The sequence below is a fragment of the Pseudomonas sp. FDAARGOS_761 genome (genome assembly GCF_013343155.1).
Classification (GTDB): domain Bacteria; phylum Pseudomonadota; class Gammaproteobacteria; order Pseudomonadales; family Pseudomonadaceae; genus Pseudomonas; species Pseudomonas aeruginosa.
In genome coordinates this window covers 5078573-5094794 of record NZ_CP054572.1, presented here as the reverse complement: position 1 = coordinate 5094794, position 16222 = coordinate 5078573, and the positions used below count along the sequence as shown (strand labels likewise).

Genomic DNA, 16222 nt, shown 5'->3' with positions numbered 1-16222 from the left:
GTTCAGGAGGCTTCGCGGTAGGGGTTGCGCGGATCCTGGGTCCAGTTGAGATAGGGCTTGCCGGTGTCCTGCGGCACCATTTCGATGCAGTTCTCCACCGGACAGGTGATCTGGCACAGGTTGCAGCCCACGCACTCGGCGTCGATCACTTCGTAGCGGTGCGTACCGTCGACCCGGGGCAGGCTGGCGATGGCCTGGTGCGAGGTGTCCTCGCAGGCGATATGGCAGCGGCCGCAACCGATGCAGGCGTCCTGGTCGATGCGGGCGATCACCTGGTAGTTGATGTCCAGGTACTTCCAGTCGGTGGTATTGCCTACCGCGCCGCCGCTGAAGTCGGACAGCCGCTGGTAGCCATGGCTGTCCATCCAGCGCGCGAGACCGTCCTGCATGTCCTCGACGATACGGAAGCCGTGCAGCATCGCCGCCGTGCATACCTGCACCGCGCCGCAGCCGAGCGCGACGAATTCCGCTGCGTCGCGCCAACTGCCGATACCGCCGATGCCACAGATCGGCAGGCCGCGGGTCTGCGGGTCGCGGGCGATCTCGGCGACCATGTTCAGGGCGATCGGCTTCACCGCCGAGCCGCAGTAGCCGCCGTGGGTGCTCTGGGTGCCGACCACGGGCAGGGCGACCATGCGCTCCAGGTCGACGCTGGTGATCGAGTTGATGGTGTTGATCAGCGACACCGCGTCGGCGCCGCCGCGATGGGCGGCGCGCGCCGACTGGCGGATGTCGGTGATGTTGGGGGTGAGCTTGACGATCACCGGCAGCGAGCAGTGGGTCTTGCACCAGCGGGTGACCATCTCCACGTACTCCGGTACCTGGCCCACCGCCGCGCCCATGCCGCGCTCGGGCATGCCGTGGGGGCAACCGAAGTTCAGCTCGATGCCGTCGGCGCCGGTGGCTTCCACCAGCGGCAGGATGTATTTCCACGACTCCTCGACGCAGGGCACCATCAGCGACACGATCAGCGCGCGGTCCGGCCAGTCCTTCTTCACCTGGGCGATCTCGCGCAGGTTGATCTCCAGCGAGCGGTCGGTGATCAGCTCGATGTTGTTGATCCCCTGCACCTGGCGGTTCGGTCCGAAGTGCGCGGAATAACGCGACGACACGTTGACCGCCGCGGGGTCTTCGCCGAGGGTCTTCCAGACCACCCCGCCCCAGCCCGCCTGGTAGGCGCGGACCACGTTGTAGGCCTTGTCGGTGGGCGGCGCGGAGGCCAGCCAGAAGGGGTTGGGCGACTTGATGCCGGCGAATTCGATAGACAGGTCGGCCATCACGCAGCCTCCACGTTGAGCATGAGTTGGGCGTGGATCGCTTCCGCCGCCAGTTTGCCGTGCTGCACCGCCTGCACGGTGAGGTCCTCGCCGAGCGCCACGCAGTCGCCGCCGGCGTAGATGCCGGGGATGCTGGTGCGCATCTGTCCGTCGACCTGGATGCGCTCGCCGTCGCGCCGCAGTTGCGCTGCCAGCGGATCGCCCAGGCTGGCGCCTTCGAAGGCCTGGCCGATAGCCTTGAAGATGGCGTCGGCGGCCAGTTCGAAGTGCTCGCCGGTGTCGCCCAGGCGACCGTTCTCCAGGCGCGTGCGGGCGAAGCGCATGCCGCGCACCCGGCCGTGCTCGTCAAGCAGTACCCGTTCCGGTCGGGCCCAGGTCAGCAGGCGCACCTGGCTGGCCTTGGCGATCTCCTGCTCATGGCCGGTGGCGCCCATTTCCTCGAAGCCACGGCGGTAGACCAGGTTGACGTCGCGGGCGCCGAGCCGGCTCATCTGCACCGCCATGTCGATGGCGGTGTTGCCGGCGCCGATGACGATGCAACGGTCGGCGACGGGCAGGTCGAGCAGGTCGTCGCTCTGCCGCAGTTCGCGGATGTAGTCGGTGGCGGCGAGCAGGCCGGGGGCGTCCTCGTCTTCCAGGCCGAGGCGCTTGCTGGCGGCCAGGCCGATGCCGAGGAACACCGCGTCGTACTCGTCGTGCAGGGCGCCGAGCGCCAGGTTGTCGCCGAGACGCTGGCCGTGGCGCAGTTCGATACCGCCGATCTGCAGGAGGAATTCCACTTCGCGCCGGGCGAAGTCGTCCACCAGCTTGTAGCGGGCGATGCCGTACTCGTTGAGGCCGCCGGCCTTGGCGCGGGCCTCGAAGAGCACCACGTCGTGGCCGTGCATGGCCAGGCGGTGGGCGCAGGACAGCCCGGCCGGCCCGGCGCCGACCACGGCGATGCGCTTGCCGGTGGCCGGCGAGCGCTTGAACGGATGTTCGCCGAAGCCGGCGTGGTCGAGGGCGTAGCGTTGCAACTGGCCGATCAGCACCGGTGCGCATTCCTGGGCGTTGTTGCGTACGCAGGCCCGCTGGCAAAGGATTTCCGTGGGGCAGACGCGGGCGCAGCTGCCGCCTAGGATGTTCGCCGAGAGGATCTTCTGCGCCGCGCCCTGGACATTCTCCTGGGCGATGCTGCGGATGAACCCGGGGATGTCGATCTCGGTCGGGCAGGCGTTGACGCAGGGCGCGTCGTAGCAGTACAGGCAGCGGGCGCTTTCCAGGGCGGCCTGGCGGGCGTTGAGCGGCGGCGCGAGGTCGGCGAAGCGCTCGGCGAGCGTGTCCGCGCCGGCGTCCGGACGGGGGAGGTGGTTCAGGGAATCGATCACGGTTGTAGCCTCTCTTCTGGTTTCTTCTCGGGGCAGTCAACGGCAATACGGCACCGTCCGGCCTCTACGGGCCGGTCCGGTATTGCGGGAAGGATCAGCGCTCGACGGCGACCGGGCGCTGGCGTTCGGCGCGGCGGCCGAGCACTTCGTACACCGACGGGTAGGCCGGGCGCTCCACGTAGCGTCCGGCGCCGGGTTCGGCGCGCAGGTCGCCGGCGGCCCAGAGCAGCTTGCCCTGGCTGATGGTGTGGCTGGGTATGCCGCGCACGGTGCGACCTTCGAAGATGTTGAAATCGACCCGCTGGTGATGGGTGGCGGCCGAGAGGGTGCGGCTGCCCTGCGGGTCCCAGAGCACCAGGTCGGCATCCGCGCCGACGCGGATCGCGCCCTTGCGCGGGAACAGGTTGAAGATCTTCGCGGTGTTGGTGGAGGTCAGCGCGACGAACTCGTGCATCGACAGGCGCCCGCTGTTGACCCCGGCGTCCCACAGCAGCGCCATGCGGTCCTCGATGCCGGCCGTGCCATTGGGAATCTTGCTGAAGTCGTCGCGGCCCATGGCCTTCTGCTCGGCGCAGAAGCAGCAGTGGTCGGTGGCGGTGGTATGCAGGTTGCCGGACTGCAGGCCGCGCCACAGCGCTTCCTGGTGTTCGACGGGACGGAACGGCGGGCTCATCACGTAGCCGGCCGCGGTGGCCCAGTCCGGGTGGCGGTAGACGCTGTCGTCGAGCAGCAGGTGCCCGGCCAGCACCTCGCCGTAGACCGGCTGGCCCTTGGCGCGGGCATAGGCGATCTCGTCCAGCGCCTCGCGGCTGGAAATATGCACCAGGTACAGCGGCGTACCCAGCGTCTCGGCGATGCGGATGGCACGGCTGGCGGCCTCGCCCTCGACTTGCGGCGGACGCGACAGCGGATGCGCCTCGGGGCCGGTGAGGCCCTGGGCGAGGAGTTTCTGCTGCAGGTGGAAGACCAGTTCGCCGTTCTCCGCGTGCACCGTCGGCACCGCGCCCAGCTCCAGGCAGCGCTCGAAGCTGGCCACCAGGGTATCGTCGGCGGCCATGATGGCGTTCTTGTAGGCCATGAAGTGCTTGAAGCTGTTCACCCCGTGCTGTGCCACCAGCTCGCCCATTTCCCGGGCGACCTCGTCGCTCCACCAGGTGATGGCGACGTGGAAGCCGTAGTCCGCAGCGGATTTCTGCGCCCAGCCGCGCCAGGTGTGGAAGGCCTCCAGCAGCGACTGTCGCGGGTTGGGGATGACGAAGTCGATGATCGAGGTGGTCCCTCCGGCCAGCCCGGCCGCGGTGCCGCTGAAGAAGTCCTCGCTGGCCACCGTGCCCATGAAGGGCAACTGCATGTGGGTATGGGGGTCGATGCCGCCCGGCATCAGGTACTGGCCACCGCCGTCGAGGACGTCGCAGCCGGAGGGGGTTTCGAGGTTCTCGCCGATGGCCTGGATGAGGCCGTTGGCACAGAGCACGTCGGCTCGATAACTCTCTTCGTGAGTAACCACGGTGGCGCCACGGATCAACAGGGACATGCCGTCTTTCCTCGCAGGCTGACCGGTCGTTGCCGGTTCTTGAAATTGTTTTTTCGCCATGCGCCGAGGACTTTTGTAATCCTGTCAGCGCTGACAGGATTCGAATCTAGATGCTGATCATCGATTGAGCAAGATTATTTTCAAATGGTTGTTTGAGTTTATAACTTATTGATTTTAAATAATTAAAAATAAATATCACCAAAATGGTGAGGGTTCTCACCATTTTGACGCGCTTGACAAGAATTCAAAAAGGTCGAGATTTCCCATGCAAAATCAGCCGCTTGAAAGCCGTGTTCGAACGGTTGTGGGGAGATGAAAAAAGTTGGCCTGCACTCCTTTGGTTCCTGACCGGGGCGACAGGCTCGCGCATTTCCCCCGGTGACACGCCGGACTGCCCGTCGGCGTGTCACCAACGTTGTCGATGAAGTGTTTCAGATCAGTCGGTTACCTCCAGTAGACCGGCCTGCCCAGTGACGTCGCGGGGTTTTCGGCACGCTTATTGAGTGCCGCCCGCCACGGCATTGTCCGGACCGGAGGTGCAGTACTGGTGGTGCGGTACTCCGGCCATCGCATTAGCCCGATGAGCGAATAACTAAAAGAATTCTGGAGAGGCCCATGCAACAGAGCAGATCGGAAGTGACCGAGCGCGACGGCTTGGTCGAGCTGTCCGCCGGCAGCGACGTACTCGACAGTCCCCGCTACAACCACGACATCGCCCCGACCCGGGTGGAACAGCGTACCTGGAACAGGTGGCACATCACCGCGCTGTGGATCGGCATGTCCATCTGCGTGCCCACCTACACCCTCGGCGGCGTCCTCACCGCCTACTTCGGCCTCAGCGTCGGCGAAGCGCTGCTGGCGATCCTGCTGGCCAACCTGGTGGTGCTGATCCCGCTGACCCTCAATGCCTTCGCCGGCACCCGCTACGGCATTCCCTTCCCGGTGCTGCTGCGCGCTTCGTTCGGCATCATCGGCTCCAACGTGCCATGCCTGATCCGCGCCGTGGTCGCGTGCGGCTGGTTCGGCATCCAGACGCTGTTCGGCGGGCTGGCGATCCATCTCTTCCTCGGTTCGATCTTTCCCGCCTGGAAGGCCCTCGGCGGCACCGGCGAGGTGATCGGTTTCCTCCTGTTCTGGGGGCTGAACCTGTGGGTGGTGCTGCGCGGCGCGGAGTCGATCAAATGGCTGGAGACACTCTCGGCACCGCTGCTGGTGCTGGTCGGCCTCGGCCTGCTGGTGTGGGCGCTGCCGCACATATCGGTCAGCGAACTGCTGGCGCAGCCGCCGAAGCGGCCGGAAGGCGCCAGCGTCACCGGCTACTTCATGGCCGGGCTGACGGCGATGGTCGGCTTCTGGGCCACGCTGTCGCTGAACATCCCCGACTTCAGCCGCTATGCGCGTAGCCAGAAGGACCAGATACTCGGACAGATCTTCGGCCTGCCGCTGACCATGTTCCTGTTCGCCGCCCTCGGCGTGGTGATGACCGCCGCCTCGGCTTCGCTGGTGGGCGAGACGGTTTCCGACCCGGTCAGCCTGATCGGGCACATCCCCAGCCCCGGCTGGGTGGCGGTGGCGATGGCGTTGATCATCGTCGCCACCCTCTCGACCAACACCGCGGCGAACATCGTCTCGCCGACCAACGACTTCCAGAACATCGCACCGAAACTCATCGGCCGCACCCGCGCCGTCTGGCTCACCGGTTTCATCGGCCTTGCGCTGATGGCCCACGAGTTGCTGAAGAAGCTCGGCTGGATCGTTTCCGACCTCAGCCTGGAAAGCGTCTACTCCAACTGGCTGCTCGGATACTCCAGCCTGCTCGGGCCGATCGCGGGGATCATGGTGGTGGACTACTTCCTGGTGCGCAGGCAACGCCTCGACCTCGCCGGACTCTACCGCGACGACGTCTACCCGGCCTGGAACTGGCCCGGCTTCGCCGCCTTCGCGGTGCCGGTGGCGCTGACCGTCATGGCCCTCGGCAACCGCCAGTTCCACTGGTTCTACGACTACGGCTGGTTCACCGGCTCGCTGCTCGGCGGCGCGCTCTACTACGGCCTCTGCGGCCGCCGCGCGCGGAGCCCGGCGGCATTGGCCAAACCGCTGCCCTGATGGGCATACAGGCGGCCGGCGAGCCGCCGACACCTACTCCAAGCCTGAGGAGACGACAATGAGCACTGCCCGGAACGTCCTGCAATCCACCCAGCGACACATCGATGGCCAGCGCCTCTGGCAATCGCTGATGGATCTCGCCCGCCTCGGCGCCACCGCCAAGGGTGGGGTCTGCCGCCTGGCCCTGAGCGATCTCGACCGCCAGGCCCGCGATCTCTTCGTGCAATGGTGCGAAGCGGCCGGCTGCACGGTCAGCGTCGATCGGGTCGGTAACATCTTCGCCCGTCGTCCCGGGCGTAACCCGGACTTGCCCCCGGTGATGACCGGTAGCCACATCGACACCCAGCCCACCGGTGGCAAGTTCGACGGCTGCTTCGGGGTGATGGCCGGCCTCGAGGTGATCCGCACCCTCAACGACCTCGGGGTGGAAACCGAGGCGCCGCTGGAGGTGGTGGTGTGGACCAACGAGGAAGGCTCGCGCTTCGCGCCCTGCATGATGGGCTCGGGCGTATTCGCCGGGAAGTTCACCCTGGAGGAGACCCTGGCCAAGCGCGATGCCGACGGTGTCAGCGTAGGCGAGGCGCTGGACGCCATCGGCTACGCGGGAGCGCGCGATTGTCTCGGACATCCGGTGGGCGCCTATTTCGAGGCGCACATCGAACAGGGGCCGATCCTCGAGGACGAGGAGAAGACCATCGGCGTGGTGCTCGGCGCGCTCGGGCAGAAATGGTTCGACCTGTCCCTGCGCGGCGTCGAGGCACACGCCGGGCCAACGCCGATGCACCTGCGCAAGGACGCCCTGGTCGGTGCCGCGGCGGTGGTCGAGGCGGTCAATCGCGCGGCCCTCGGCCATCAGCCGCATGCTTGCGGCACGGTCGGCTGCCTGCACGCCTATCCCGGTTCGCGCAACGTGATACCCGGCGAAGTGAAGATGACCCTGGACTTCCGCCATCTGCAACCGGAGCGCCTGGACTCGATGATCGCCGAAGTCCGCCAGGTGATCGCCGCTACCTGCGAGAAGCATGGCTTGCAATACGAGCTGGTGCCGACCGCCGATTTCCCGCCGCTGTACTTCGACCAGGGATGCGTCGGCGCGGTGCGCGAGGCGGCGCAGGCGCTGGGCATGCCGCAGATGGACATCGTCAGCGGCGCCGGCCACGACGCGATCTTCCTCGCCGAACTCGGTCCGGCGGGGATGATCTTCGTGCCCTGCGAGAACGGCATCAGCCACAACGAGATCGAGAACGCCAGCCCCGACGACCTGGCCGCCGGCTGCGCGGTGCTGTTGCGGGCCATGCTCAAGGCCTCCGAGGCGATCGCCGGCGGCCGCCTGGCGGCCTGAGTGGCGCTTCCATCGAGGCGCCGGCATTGACCGCCTTCTACACGGGTACGGGAGGGCGAATAACGCCCGGGGCGTTATCCGCCCTACGTGGCGGTGCTGCGCGGGGTACGGTGGGGCGTTGCCCGCCGAGGCGTCGCTGGGGCGGTGCGCGGGGCTCAGATCACCTTGCCGTCGCGCAGTCTTTCCAGCGCGGCCGCGTCCAGGCCGAGGAGCGTCTCGAGGACCTCGTCGGTGTGCTGGCCGAGGGTGGGCGGCGGGTTGCGGTATTCCACCGGCGTCTCGGACAGGCGGATCGGGCTGGCCACCTGCGGCACCGTGCCGGCCAGCGGGTGCGGTAGCTCCACGCGCAGGCCGCGGGCCTGCACCTGCGGGTCGGCGAACACTTGCGCCAGGTCGTTGATCGGCCCGCAGGGCACGCCGGCGCGCTCCAGGGAAAGAATCCACTCGGCGGTGGTGTGCAGCACCGTGGCCTGGCGGATCAGCGGGATCAGCACCTCGCGGTTGGCCACCCGCGCCTTGTTGGTGGCGAAGCGCGGGTCGTCGGCCCATTCCGGGTGGTCTGCCAGCTCGGCGAACTTGCGGAACTGGCTGTCGTTGCCGACCGTGAGGATCATGTCGCCGTCGGCGGTGGGGAAGTCCTGGTACGGCACGATGTTCGGGTGTGCGTTGCCCAGGCGCCGCGGCGGCACGCCGGTGGTCAGGTAGTTGAGGGTCTGGTTGGCCAGGCAGGCGACCTGCACGTCGAGCAGGGCCATGTCGATGTGCTGGCCGATGCCGCTGACGTCGCGGTGGGCGAGGGCGGCGAGCACCGCGGTGGAGGAGTACAGCCCGGTGAGGATATCGGTCAGCGCCACGCCGACCTTCACCGGACCGGCGCCTTCCTCGTTGTCGGCGCGCCCGGTGAGGCTCATCAGGCCGCCCAGGCCCTGGATCATGAAGTCATAGCCGGCGCGCTTGGCATAGGGGCCGGACTGGCCGAAGCCGGTGATCGAACAGTAGATCAGCTTCGGGTTGACCTGCTTCAGCGATTCATAGTCGAGGCCATAGGCCTTGAGCCCGCCGACCTTGAAGTTCTCCAGCAGGATGTCGGCCTTGGCCGCCAATTCGCGAACGATGCGCTGGCCTTCCGGCTGGGTGAAGTCCACCGTCACCGACTTCTTGTTGCGGTTGGCCGACAGGTAGTAGGCCGCCTCGCTGGTGTCGTTGCCTTCGGCATCCTTGAGGAACGGCGGGCCCCAGGCGCGGGTGTCGTCGCCGCTGCCGGGGCGCTCGATCTTGATCACCTCGGCGCCGAGGTCGGCGAGAATCTGCCCGGCCCAAGGGCCGGCCAGGACACGGGACAGGTCGAGTACGCGGATATGGGAAAGGGCGCCGGGCATGACGGTTCTCGCTGCTGGGGGCTGGAAACGGAAATGGCCGGGAAGACGGGTTCCTTGCCCGTCTCCCCGGCGGCCGGCGCGCTACCGTGAAAAAGCGCGCCGGGGTGTTGCTCGGTGGCTCAGAAGAATGCCTGGATGCCGGTCTGCGCGCGGCCGAGGATCAGCGCGTGGACATCGTGGGTGCCCTCGTAGGTGTTCACCACTTCCAGGTTGACCAGGTGGCGGGCGATGCCGAATTCGTCGGAGATGCCGTTGCCGCCCAGCATGTCGCGGGCCAGGCGGGCGATGTCGAGGGCCTTGCCGCAGCTGTTGCGCTTCATGATCGAGGTGATTTCCACCGCCGCGGTGCCTTCGTCCTTCATCCGCCCCAGGCGCAGGCAGCCTTGCAGGGCCAGGGTGATCTCGGTCTGCATGTCGGCCAGCTTCTTCTGGATCAGTTGGTTGGCGGCCAGCGGGCGGCCGAACTGCTGGCGGTCGAGCACGTACTGGCGGGCGGTGTGCCAGCAGAACTCGGCGGCGCCCAGGGCGCCCCAGGAGATGCCGTAGCGCGCCGAGTTCAGGCAGGTGAACGGACCGCGCAGGCCGCGCACCTCGGGGAAGGCGTTCTCTTCCGGAACGAATACGTTGTCCATCACGATCTCGCCGGTGATCGAGGCGCGCAGGCCGACCTTGCCATGGATCGCCGGGGCGCTCAGGCCTTCCCAGCCCTTCTCGAGGACGAAACCGCGGATCTGCCCTTCGTCGTCCTTGGCCCAGACCACGAAGACGTCGGCGATCGGGCTGTTGGTGATCCACATCTTGCTGCCGCTCAGGCGATAGCCGCCGTCGACCTTCTTCGCCCGGGTGACCATCGAGCCCGGGTCGGAACCGTGGTTCGGCTCGGTCAGGCCGAAGCAGCCGATGTATTCGCCGCTGGCCAGCTTGGGCAGGTACTTCTGCCGGGTGGCTTCGTTGCCGAATTCATGGATCGGCACCATCACCAGCGAGGACTGCACGCTCATCATCGAGCGATAGCCGGAGTCGACGCGCTCGACTTCGCGAGCGATCAGGCCATAGCAGACGTAGTTGAGGCCGCTGCCGCCGTAGGCTTCGGGAATGGTCGCGCCGAGCAGGCCGGTCTCGCCCATCTCGCGGAAGATCTTCGGGTCGGTCTGTTCGTGGCGGAAGGCTTCGAGCACGCGCGGGGCCAGCTTGTCCTGGGCGAACTGCTGGGCGCTGTCGCGAACCATGCGCTCTTCTTCGGTGAGCTGCTGGTCCAGCAGCAGGGGATCTTCCCAGTTGAAGCTAGCTTTGGTGGCCATGCGTACATCCTCGTCAAGCGGTAGCGGAGGCTGGCGTGGGCCAGCCGGAATGGAAGCATCCTAAGAGCCTAGCGAATGGGGCGGCAAACGAGGAATTCGCACGCACTTGTGCTATTTTCTCACTCCGAGAAAATGAGTCTCGTATTTCATGCCCTTTAAGAGGCGCGAGGAATCGTGACCTGGGCGTCATAGATGCGAAACCGGCACTCCGGAGTCCTCCATGCGACGCAAGATCCCTTCCACCGCCGCGCTGGTCAGCTTCGAGTCCGCCGCGCGCCACGAGAGCTTCACCAAGGCGGCGGAGGAGTTGTCCCTGACCCAGAGCGCGATCTGCCGGCAGATCGCCACGCTCGAGGAATTCCTCGGTGTCGAGCTGTTCCGTCGCTCGCGGCGCGGGGTCAAGCTCACCGAGGCCGGGCTGTCCTATAGCCGGCGGGTGGCGGTACGCCTCGACGCGGTGGAGCGCGACACCCTGGCGGTGATGGGGCACCAGGGCGGCGGCGCGATCGAACTGGCGGTGGTGCCGACCTTCGGCACCCAATGGCTGTTGCCGCGGCTCAAGCGCTTCCAGCGGCTGCACCCGGAGGTCACGATCAACCTGACCAACCGCACCCGCCCGTTCCTCTTCGCCGACACCGAGTTCGACGCCGCGCTGTACTTCGGCGACGCCGACTGGTCGGGTACCGTCTCGCATTTCCTGATGCGCGAGAATCCGGTGCCGGTGTGCAGCCCGGAGCTGCTGGGCGGGCGTCGAACGCTGAGCGCCGAGCAGGTCGCCGGGCTGCCGCTGATGCAGCAGAGCACCCGGCCCTACGCTTGGCGCCAGTGGTTTCACTCCCAGGGACTGAACGTCGCCCACGACATGAGCGGGCCGCGCTACGAGCTGTTCTCCATGCTTGCCCAGGCGGCCATGCACGGCATGGGCGTGGCCCTCATACCGCCCTTCCTGATCCAGGACGAGCTGGCCGACGGAAGGCTTATCGTGCCCATGCAACATGCCTATTTGAGCGAGAATGCGTATTACCTGATCATTCCCGAGCGCAGGGTCGAATCGGCGATGCTCAATGCCTTCCGCGACTGGCTGGTGGAAGAGGCCAGGCAGTACCGCGAGGCCAACGGGCTGGGCTGAGCGCGCAGGAACATCGGGCGGCGCAGGCAGGACGCGCCGCCCCGGGACCGGGCCGATCCGCCGGGTCCCGCGGAGCCGCGGCGGCGATACCGCCGGGCATCCTCCACGACGGCCAGGATGGCGGCCGCGGAGCACCACACCAGGAGTTCACATGAATTTCCACACCCGCAAGTGGGTCAAGCCAGAAGATCTCAACCCCAACGGCACCCTGTTCGGCGGCAGCCTGCTGCGCTGGATCGACGAAGAAGCGGCGATCTACGCGATCATCCAGCTGGGCAACCAGCGCGTGGTCACCAAGTACATTTCCGAGATCAACTTCGTCAGCTCGGCGCGCCAGGGCGACATCATCGAGCTGGGCATCACCGCCACCGACTTCGGTCGTACCTCGCTGACCATGACCTGCCACGTGCGCAACAAGATCACCCGCAAGAGCATCCTCACCATCGACAAGATGGTCTTCGTCAACCTCGGCCCGGACGGCCTGCCGGCGCCCCACGGCAAGACCGAGATCACCTACATCAAGGACCAGTTCAAGGAAGACGAAGTCCTGCCCTGAGCGGCGCGACGAGCGGCCGGCACCCATGCCGGCCGCCGTGTTTCAGAACAGCCGGGTAAGCAGCCAGTAGAGCGAGGCCGAGAGCAGGATCGCCGCCGGCAGCGTCAGCACCCAGGCCATCAGCAGGTTGCGGATGGTCTTCCACTGTAGCCCCGAACCGTTCGCCGCCATGGTCCCGGCCACCCCGGAAGACAGCACATGGGTGGTGGAGACCGGCAAGCCATACAGGTCCGCCGCGCCAATGGTCAGCATCGCCACGGTTTCCGCCGAGGCGCCCTGGGCGTAGGTCAGGTGGGTCTTGCCGATCTTCTCGCCGACCGTCACCACGATGCGTTTCCAGCCGACCATGGTGCCCAGGCCGAGGGCGATGGCCACGGCGATCTTCACCCATAGCGGGATGAACTTGGTGGCATCGTCGATCTTCCGCTTGAACGCCTGCAACTTGCCGTGGGTGTCGGCGTCGAAGCGGCCGACGCCGTCCTTGTCCATCAGGCGGATCGCCTCGGAGGTCAGGTACATGTCGTTGCGCACGTTGCCCATGGCTTCCGCCGGTACCCGCGAGAACGCGCCATAGCCTTTCACTTCCTGGCCGATCGAGCCGGTCAGGGCGGCCAGCGCCGGGATCAGCTCAGGCGATGCCTGCTTGCTGCGCACGTAGTCGGAGAGTACCTGGCGCGGATCGGCCGGCGCCGGTTGCGGCGCGCTCTTCACCAGCGCTTGCTGGGTGACCTCGGCGACGGCGGCGAACTGCACCGCCTGGTCCGCCGGCATGGTGCGGTTCAGGGCGTAGGCCATCGGCAGGGTGCCGACCAGGATCAGCATGATCAGGCCCATGCCTTTTTGTCCTTCGTTGGAGCCGTGGGCGAAGGACACCCCGGTACAGGTCAGGATCAGCAGGCCGCGGATCCACCAGGGGGGCGGCGCCTTGCCCTTCGGCGCCTTGTACAGCGCGCGGTTCTTCACCAGCAGGCGCAGCGCCAGGAGCAACAGGGCGGCGCAGGCGAAGCCGAGCAGCGGCGAGAGCAGCAGGGAGTAGCCGACCTTGGTCGCCTGGCCCCAGTCCACCCCGCTGGTGCCATCGCGCCCATGCATCAGCGCGTTGGCCACGCCGACGCCGATGATCGAGCCGATCAGGGTGTGCGAGGACGACGCCGGCAGGCCCAGCCACCAGGTCCCGAGGTTCCACAGGATGGCGGCGATCAGCAGGGCGAAGACCATGGCGAAGCCGGCCGAGGAACCGACCTGCAGGATCAGTGCCACCGGCAGCAGGGCGATGATGCCGAAGGCCACCGCGCCGCTGGAGAGCAATACGCCGAGAAAGTTGAAGCAACCCGACCAGACCACCGCGAAGTGCGGCGGCAGCGAGTGGGTGTAGATCACCGTGGCCACCGCGTTGGCGGTGTCGTGGAAGCCGTTGACGAACTCGAAGCCGAGGGCGATCAGCAGGGCCACGCCGAGCAGCAGGAAGGGCGTCCAGGTGGTGATCGTGGAACCGACGTCATCGACGTCCTGCATCAGGCTGTAGGCGCTGAACAGCAGTCCGGTGGCGAGCACGGCGAAGAATACGAGGGCGGTGAGGCGGCCGGGACGCTGCTCGAGATGGGGCTTGTGCGCGTTGCCGGCGGCACTGACGACGGCGTCGGCGGGAAGGACATCGGAGGTCATGGTGCGGGTCCGCGCTGGGGATGACCGGCACATGATGGGCAGGCGATTGTGACAAGTTATGTCTTGCGCATACCGGCTTCGTCTGGCGAAGAAAGGACAAGGGCCGCGGGAGGCCGCCGGAAGCCGGATGGGGTCGGGCGCCAGGCGGCCTGCCCGCTGCGGCCGCGAAGATTAATGAATTCCTGTGGCGAGTGCCATCATTTCGTCGCTAAAAAGTTGGCATGTTGAGGGATTTGCCGATCCGGACACGCGCGGGGAAGGCGAGAGCCACTGAACTAGACTGAGAAGTGCGCGGCGGGGCCGGTCGCTTGCCGGCCCGGTGCGCGGGACGAGCACCTTCGTCCCGGGGTGGCCCGGCCGGGCGGTCGGGGAGGTCGATATGCGGATGCCGTGCCGGCTCGCGCTGGCGCTGTTGCTGTGCTTCGCCGGCCCGGCCTGTCTCGCGGCCTCCGGACCGGTTCGGGTGCTCTCGGTGGATGGTGCGATCGGCCCGGCCAGCGCCGATTACCTGGTGCGCGGCATCGAGCGTGCCGCCGAGGACGGCGCGCAACTGGTGGTGCTGGAACTGGACACGCCCGGCGGCCTGGACGCATCGATGCGGCGCATCGTCAAGGCGATCCTCGCCAGCCAGGTGCCGGTCGCCGGTTTCGTCGCGCCCAGCGGGGCGCGGGCGGCGAGCGCCGGCACCTACATCCTGTATGCCTGCCATATCGCGGCGATGGCGCCGGGCACCAACCTCGGCGCTGCCACCCCGGTGCGCCTGGGGACGCCGGACAAGCCCGCAGAGAAGCCCCCGGCGCGGGACGCCGAACCCATGGCGCGCAAGCAGGTCAACGACGCCGCCGCCTATATCCGTGGCCTCGCGCAACTGCGCGGGCGCAACGTCGAGTGGGCCGAGCGCGCGGTGCGCGAGGCGGTCAGCCTGGCGGCGCACGAGGCGGCGGCGCAGAAGGTGATCGACCTGCAGGCCCGCGACCTGCCCGACCTGCTGCGCCAGCTCGACGGCCGCAGCCTGCGCGTCGGCGAGCGCGCGCTGACCCTGGCTACCGCCGGCGCCACGGTCGAGCGCCAGGCACCGGACTGGCGCGCGCGGTTGCTGGCGGTGCTCACCGATCCCAGCGTGGCGCTGATCCTGATGATGATCGGCATCTACGGGCTGATCTTCGAACTGGCCAATCCCGGCATGGCGCTGCCCGGCGTGCTCGGCGGCATCTGCCTGCTGCTCGGCCTGTACGCCCTGCAGATGCTGCCGGTCAACTACGCCGGGCTGGCGCTGATCGCGCTGGGCCTGGCGTTCATGGTGGGTGAGGCGTTCGTCGCCAGCTTCGGCGTGCTCGGCATCGGCGGAATCGTCTCGTTCGTGGTCGGCGCGCTGATCCTGATCGATACCGAGGTGCCCGGCTACGGCATTCCGCCCGGCCTGGTGGTGGCCCTGGCGTTGCTCAGCGCCGCGCTGATCGTCGGTCTGCTGGGCATGGCCCTGCGTACTCGCCGGCAAGCGGTGGTAAGTGGCACCGCCGGATTGGTCGGCAGCCTGGCGACGGTGGCGGCGGTGGATTCCGAACAACCCTGCGCAGGCTGGGTGCTGCTCCAGGGCGAGCGCTGGCGGGTGCTCGCCGCGCGGCCGCTGGCGGTGGGCCAGCCGGTCTGGGTGCTGGCGCGCAAGGGCCTGCTCCTGGAAGTCGCGCTGGCCGATGAAGGAGGTGGATGATGGGTATTTCCTATGGTTTGGCGATGTTGCTGGTGTTCCTCGCGCTGCTGCTGTTCAGCGCGCTGCGCATCCTCCGCGAGTACGAGCGTGGCGTGGTGTTCCAGCTCGGGCGGTTCTGGAAGGTCAAGGGGCCGGGGCTGGTGCTGGTGATCCCGGCGATCCAGCAGATGGTGCGCATCGACCTGCGCACCATCGTCCTCGACGTGCCGCCGCAGGATGTGATTTCCCGCGACAACGTTTCGGTGAAGGTCAACGCGGTGGTGTACTTCCGTGTGCTCGATCCGCAGAAGGCGATCATCCAGGTGGAGAACTACCTGGCCGCCACCAGCCAGTTGGCGCAGACCACCCTGCGCGCGGTGCTGGGCAAGCACGAACTGGACGAGATGCTCGCCGAGCGCGAGCGCCTGAACCTGGATATCCAGCAGGTGCTCGATGCGCAGACCGACGCCTGGGGCATCAAGGTGGCGAATGTGGAAATCAAGCACGTCGATCTCAACGAATCGATGGTTCGCGCCATCGCCCGGCAGGCCGAGGCGGAGCGTGAGCGCAGGGCCAAGGTGATCCATGCCGAGGGCGAGCTGCAAGCCTCGGAGAAACTCATGCAGGCGGCGCAGATGCTCGGCCGGCAGAGTGGCGCCATGCAGTTGCGCTACATGCAGACCCTCGGCGCGATCGCCGGCGACAAGAGTTCGACCATCGTCTTCCCGATGCCGATCGAACTCTTCGGCGGCAAGTACGCAGGTGCCGCGCCGCGAAACGAAAAGGCCGCCGGAGAGGACGAGGAGAGGTGAAAGCGCGCGGTTTGTGATGGAAATATCATCGAGCCGCGACACGGGGACATGCGTGCCCGGGGTC

At 67.2% G+C, this 16222-nt stretch carries 12 protein-coding genes; 6 read left to right on the top strand and 6 right to left on the bottom strand.

Annotated elements, in window-relative coordinates:
- Nucleotides 1-2: 2 nt before the first annotated feature.
- The 3 genes from preA to hydA all read right to left on the bottom strand — a co-directional run bounded on the left by preA (nucleotide 3) and on the right by hydA (nucleotide 4178).
- Entirely contained in the window at nucleotides 3-1280 is a 1278-nt protein-coding gene (preA, locus tag FOC67_RS23755) for an NAD-dependent dihydropyrimidine dehydrogenase subunit PreA (RefSeq protein ID WP_078451859.1), read from the bottom strand.
- Complete coding sequence (locus tag FOC67_RS23750; protein WP_003084667.1) at nucleotides 1277-2644, bottom strand: NAD(P)-dependent oxidoreductase; 1368 nt, start codon at nucleotides 2642-2644, stop codon at nucleotides 1277-1279. The genes preA and FOC67_RS23750 overlap by 4 nt, the downstream gene beginning before the upstream one ends.
- A 94-nt stretch (nucleotides 2645-2738) precedes the next feature.
- Nucleotides 2739-4178: a dihydropyrimidinase gene (gene hydA / locus FOC67_RS23745; RefSeq protein ID WP_003099919.1), complete on the bottom strand. Its 1440-nt coding sequence runs from the start codon at nucleotides 4176-4178 to the stop codon at nucleotides 2739-2741.
- Nucleotides 4179-4793: 615 nt separating this feature from the next.
- On the opposite strand from hydA, the gene FOC67_RS23740 reads away from it, so the two are divergent.
- A complete protein-coding gene (locus tag FOC67_RS23740; protein ID WP_003084674.1) occupies nucleotides 4794-6284 on the top strand; it encodes an NCS1 family nucleobase:cation symporter-1 in 1491 nt (496 codons plus the stop codon).
- A 58-nt stretch (nucleotides 6285-6342) separates the two neighbouring features.
- Nucleotides 6343-7626: a Zn-dependent hydrolase gene (locus FOC67_RS23735; RefSeq protein ID WP_003084676.1), complete on the top strand. Its 1284-nt coding sequence runs from the start codon at nucleotides 6343-6345 to the stop codon at nucleotides 7624-7626.
- A 155-nt stretch (nucleotides 7627-7781) separates the two neighbouring features.
- Here the strand turns inward: FOC67_RS23735 and FOC67_RS23730 are convergent, their stop codons facing one another.
- The gene (locus FOC67_RS23730) at nucleotides 7782-9005 is read right to left on the bottom strand and encodes a CaiB/BaiF CoA-transferase family protein (protein ID WP_003084679.1); all 1224 of its coding nucleotides are present in this window, start codon (nucleotides 9003-9005) and stop codon (nucleotides 7782-7784) included.
- A 119-nt stretch (nucleotides 9006-9124) separates the two neighbouring features.
- Nucleotides 9125-10306, bottom strand: a complete 1182-nt coding sequence (locus FOC67_RS23725; protein ID WP_003084682.1) for an acyl-CoA dehydrogenase — start codon at nucleotides 10304-10306, stop codon at nucleotides 9125-9127.
- A 220-nt stretch (nucleotides 10307-10526) separates the two neighbouring features.
- Here FOC67_RS23725 and gcvA point away from each other — a divergent pair, with 220 nt between their 5' ends.
- The gene (gene gcvA / locus FOC67_RS23720) at nucleotides 10527-11435 is read left to right on the top strand and encodes a LysR family transcriptional regulator (RefSeq protein WP_003084684.1); all 909 of its coding nucleotides are present in this window, start codon (nucleotides 10527-10529) and stop codon (nucleotides 11433-11435) included.
- A 151-nt stretch (nucleotides 11436-11586) separates the two neighbouring features.
- Nucleotides 11587-11991, top strand: a complete 405-nt coding sequence (locus FOC67_RS23715) for an acyl-CoA thioesterase (RefSeq protein WP_003084686.1) — start codon at nucleotides 11587-11589, stop codon at nucleotides 11989-11991.
- A gap of 42 nt (nucleotides 11992-12033) precedes the next feature.
- Here FOC67_RS23715 and FOC67_RS23710 read toward each other — a convergent pair whose 3' ends face one another.
- On the bottom strand, nucleotides 12034-13656 hold the full coding sequence (locus tag FOC67_RS23710) for an inorganic phosphate transporter (protein WP_009315072.1): 1623 nt from the start codon (nucleotides 13654-13656) through the stop codon (nucleotides 12034-12036).
- Nucleotides 13657-14035: 379 nt separating this feature from the next.
- On the opposite strand from FOC67_RS23710, the gene FOC67_RS23705 reads away from it, so the two are divergent.
- Both FOC67_RS23705 and FOC67_RS23700 read left to right on the top strand, forming a co-directional pair.
- Entirely contained in the window at nucleotides 14036-15367 is a 1332-nt protein-coding gene (locus FOC67_RS23705; protein WP_003099925.1) for a nodulation protein NfeD, read from the top strand.
- Nucleotides 15364-16158: a slipin family protein gene (locus tag FOC67_RS23700; protein ID WP_003084693.1), complete on the top strand. Its 795-nt coding sequence runs from the start codon at nucleotides 15364-15366 to the stop codon at nucleotides 16156-16158. Before FOC67_RS23705 ends, FOC67_RS23700 begins: the two co-directional genes overlap by 4 nt.
- Nucleotides 16159-16222 lie beyond the last annotated feature (64 nt).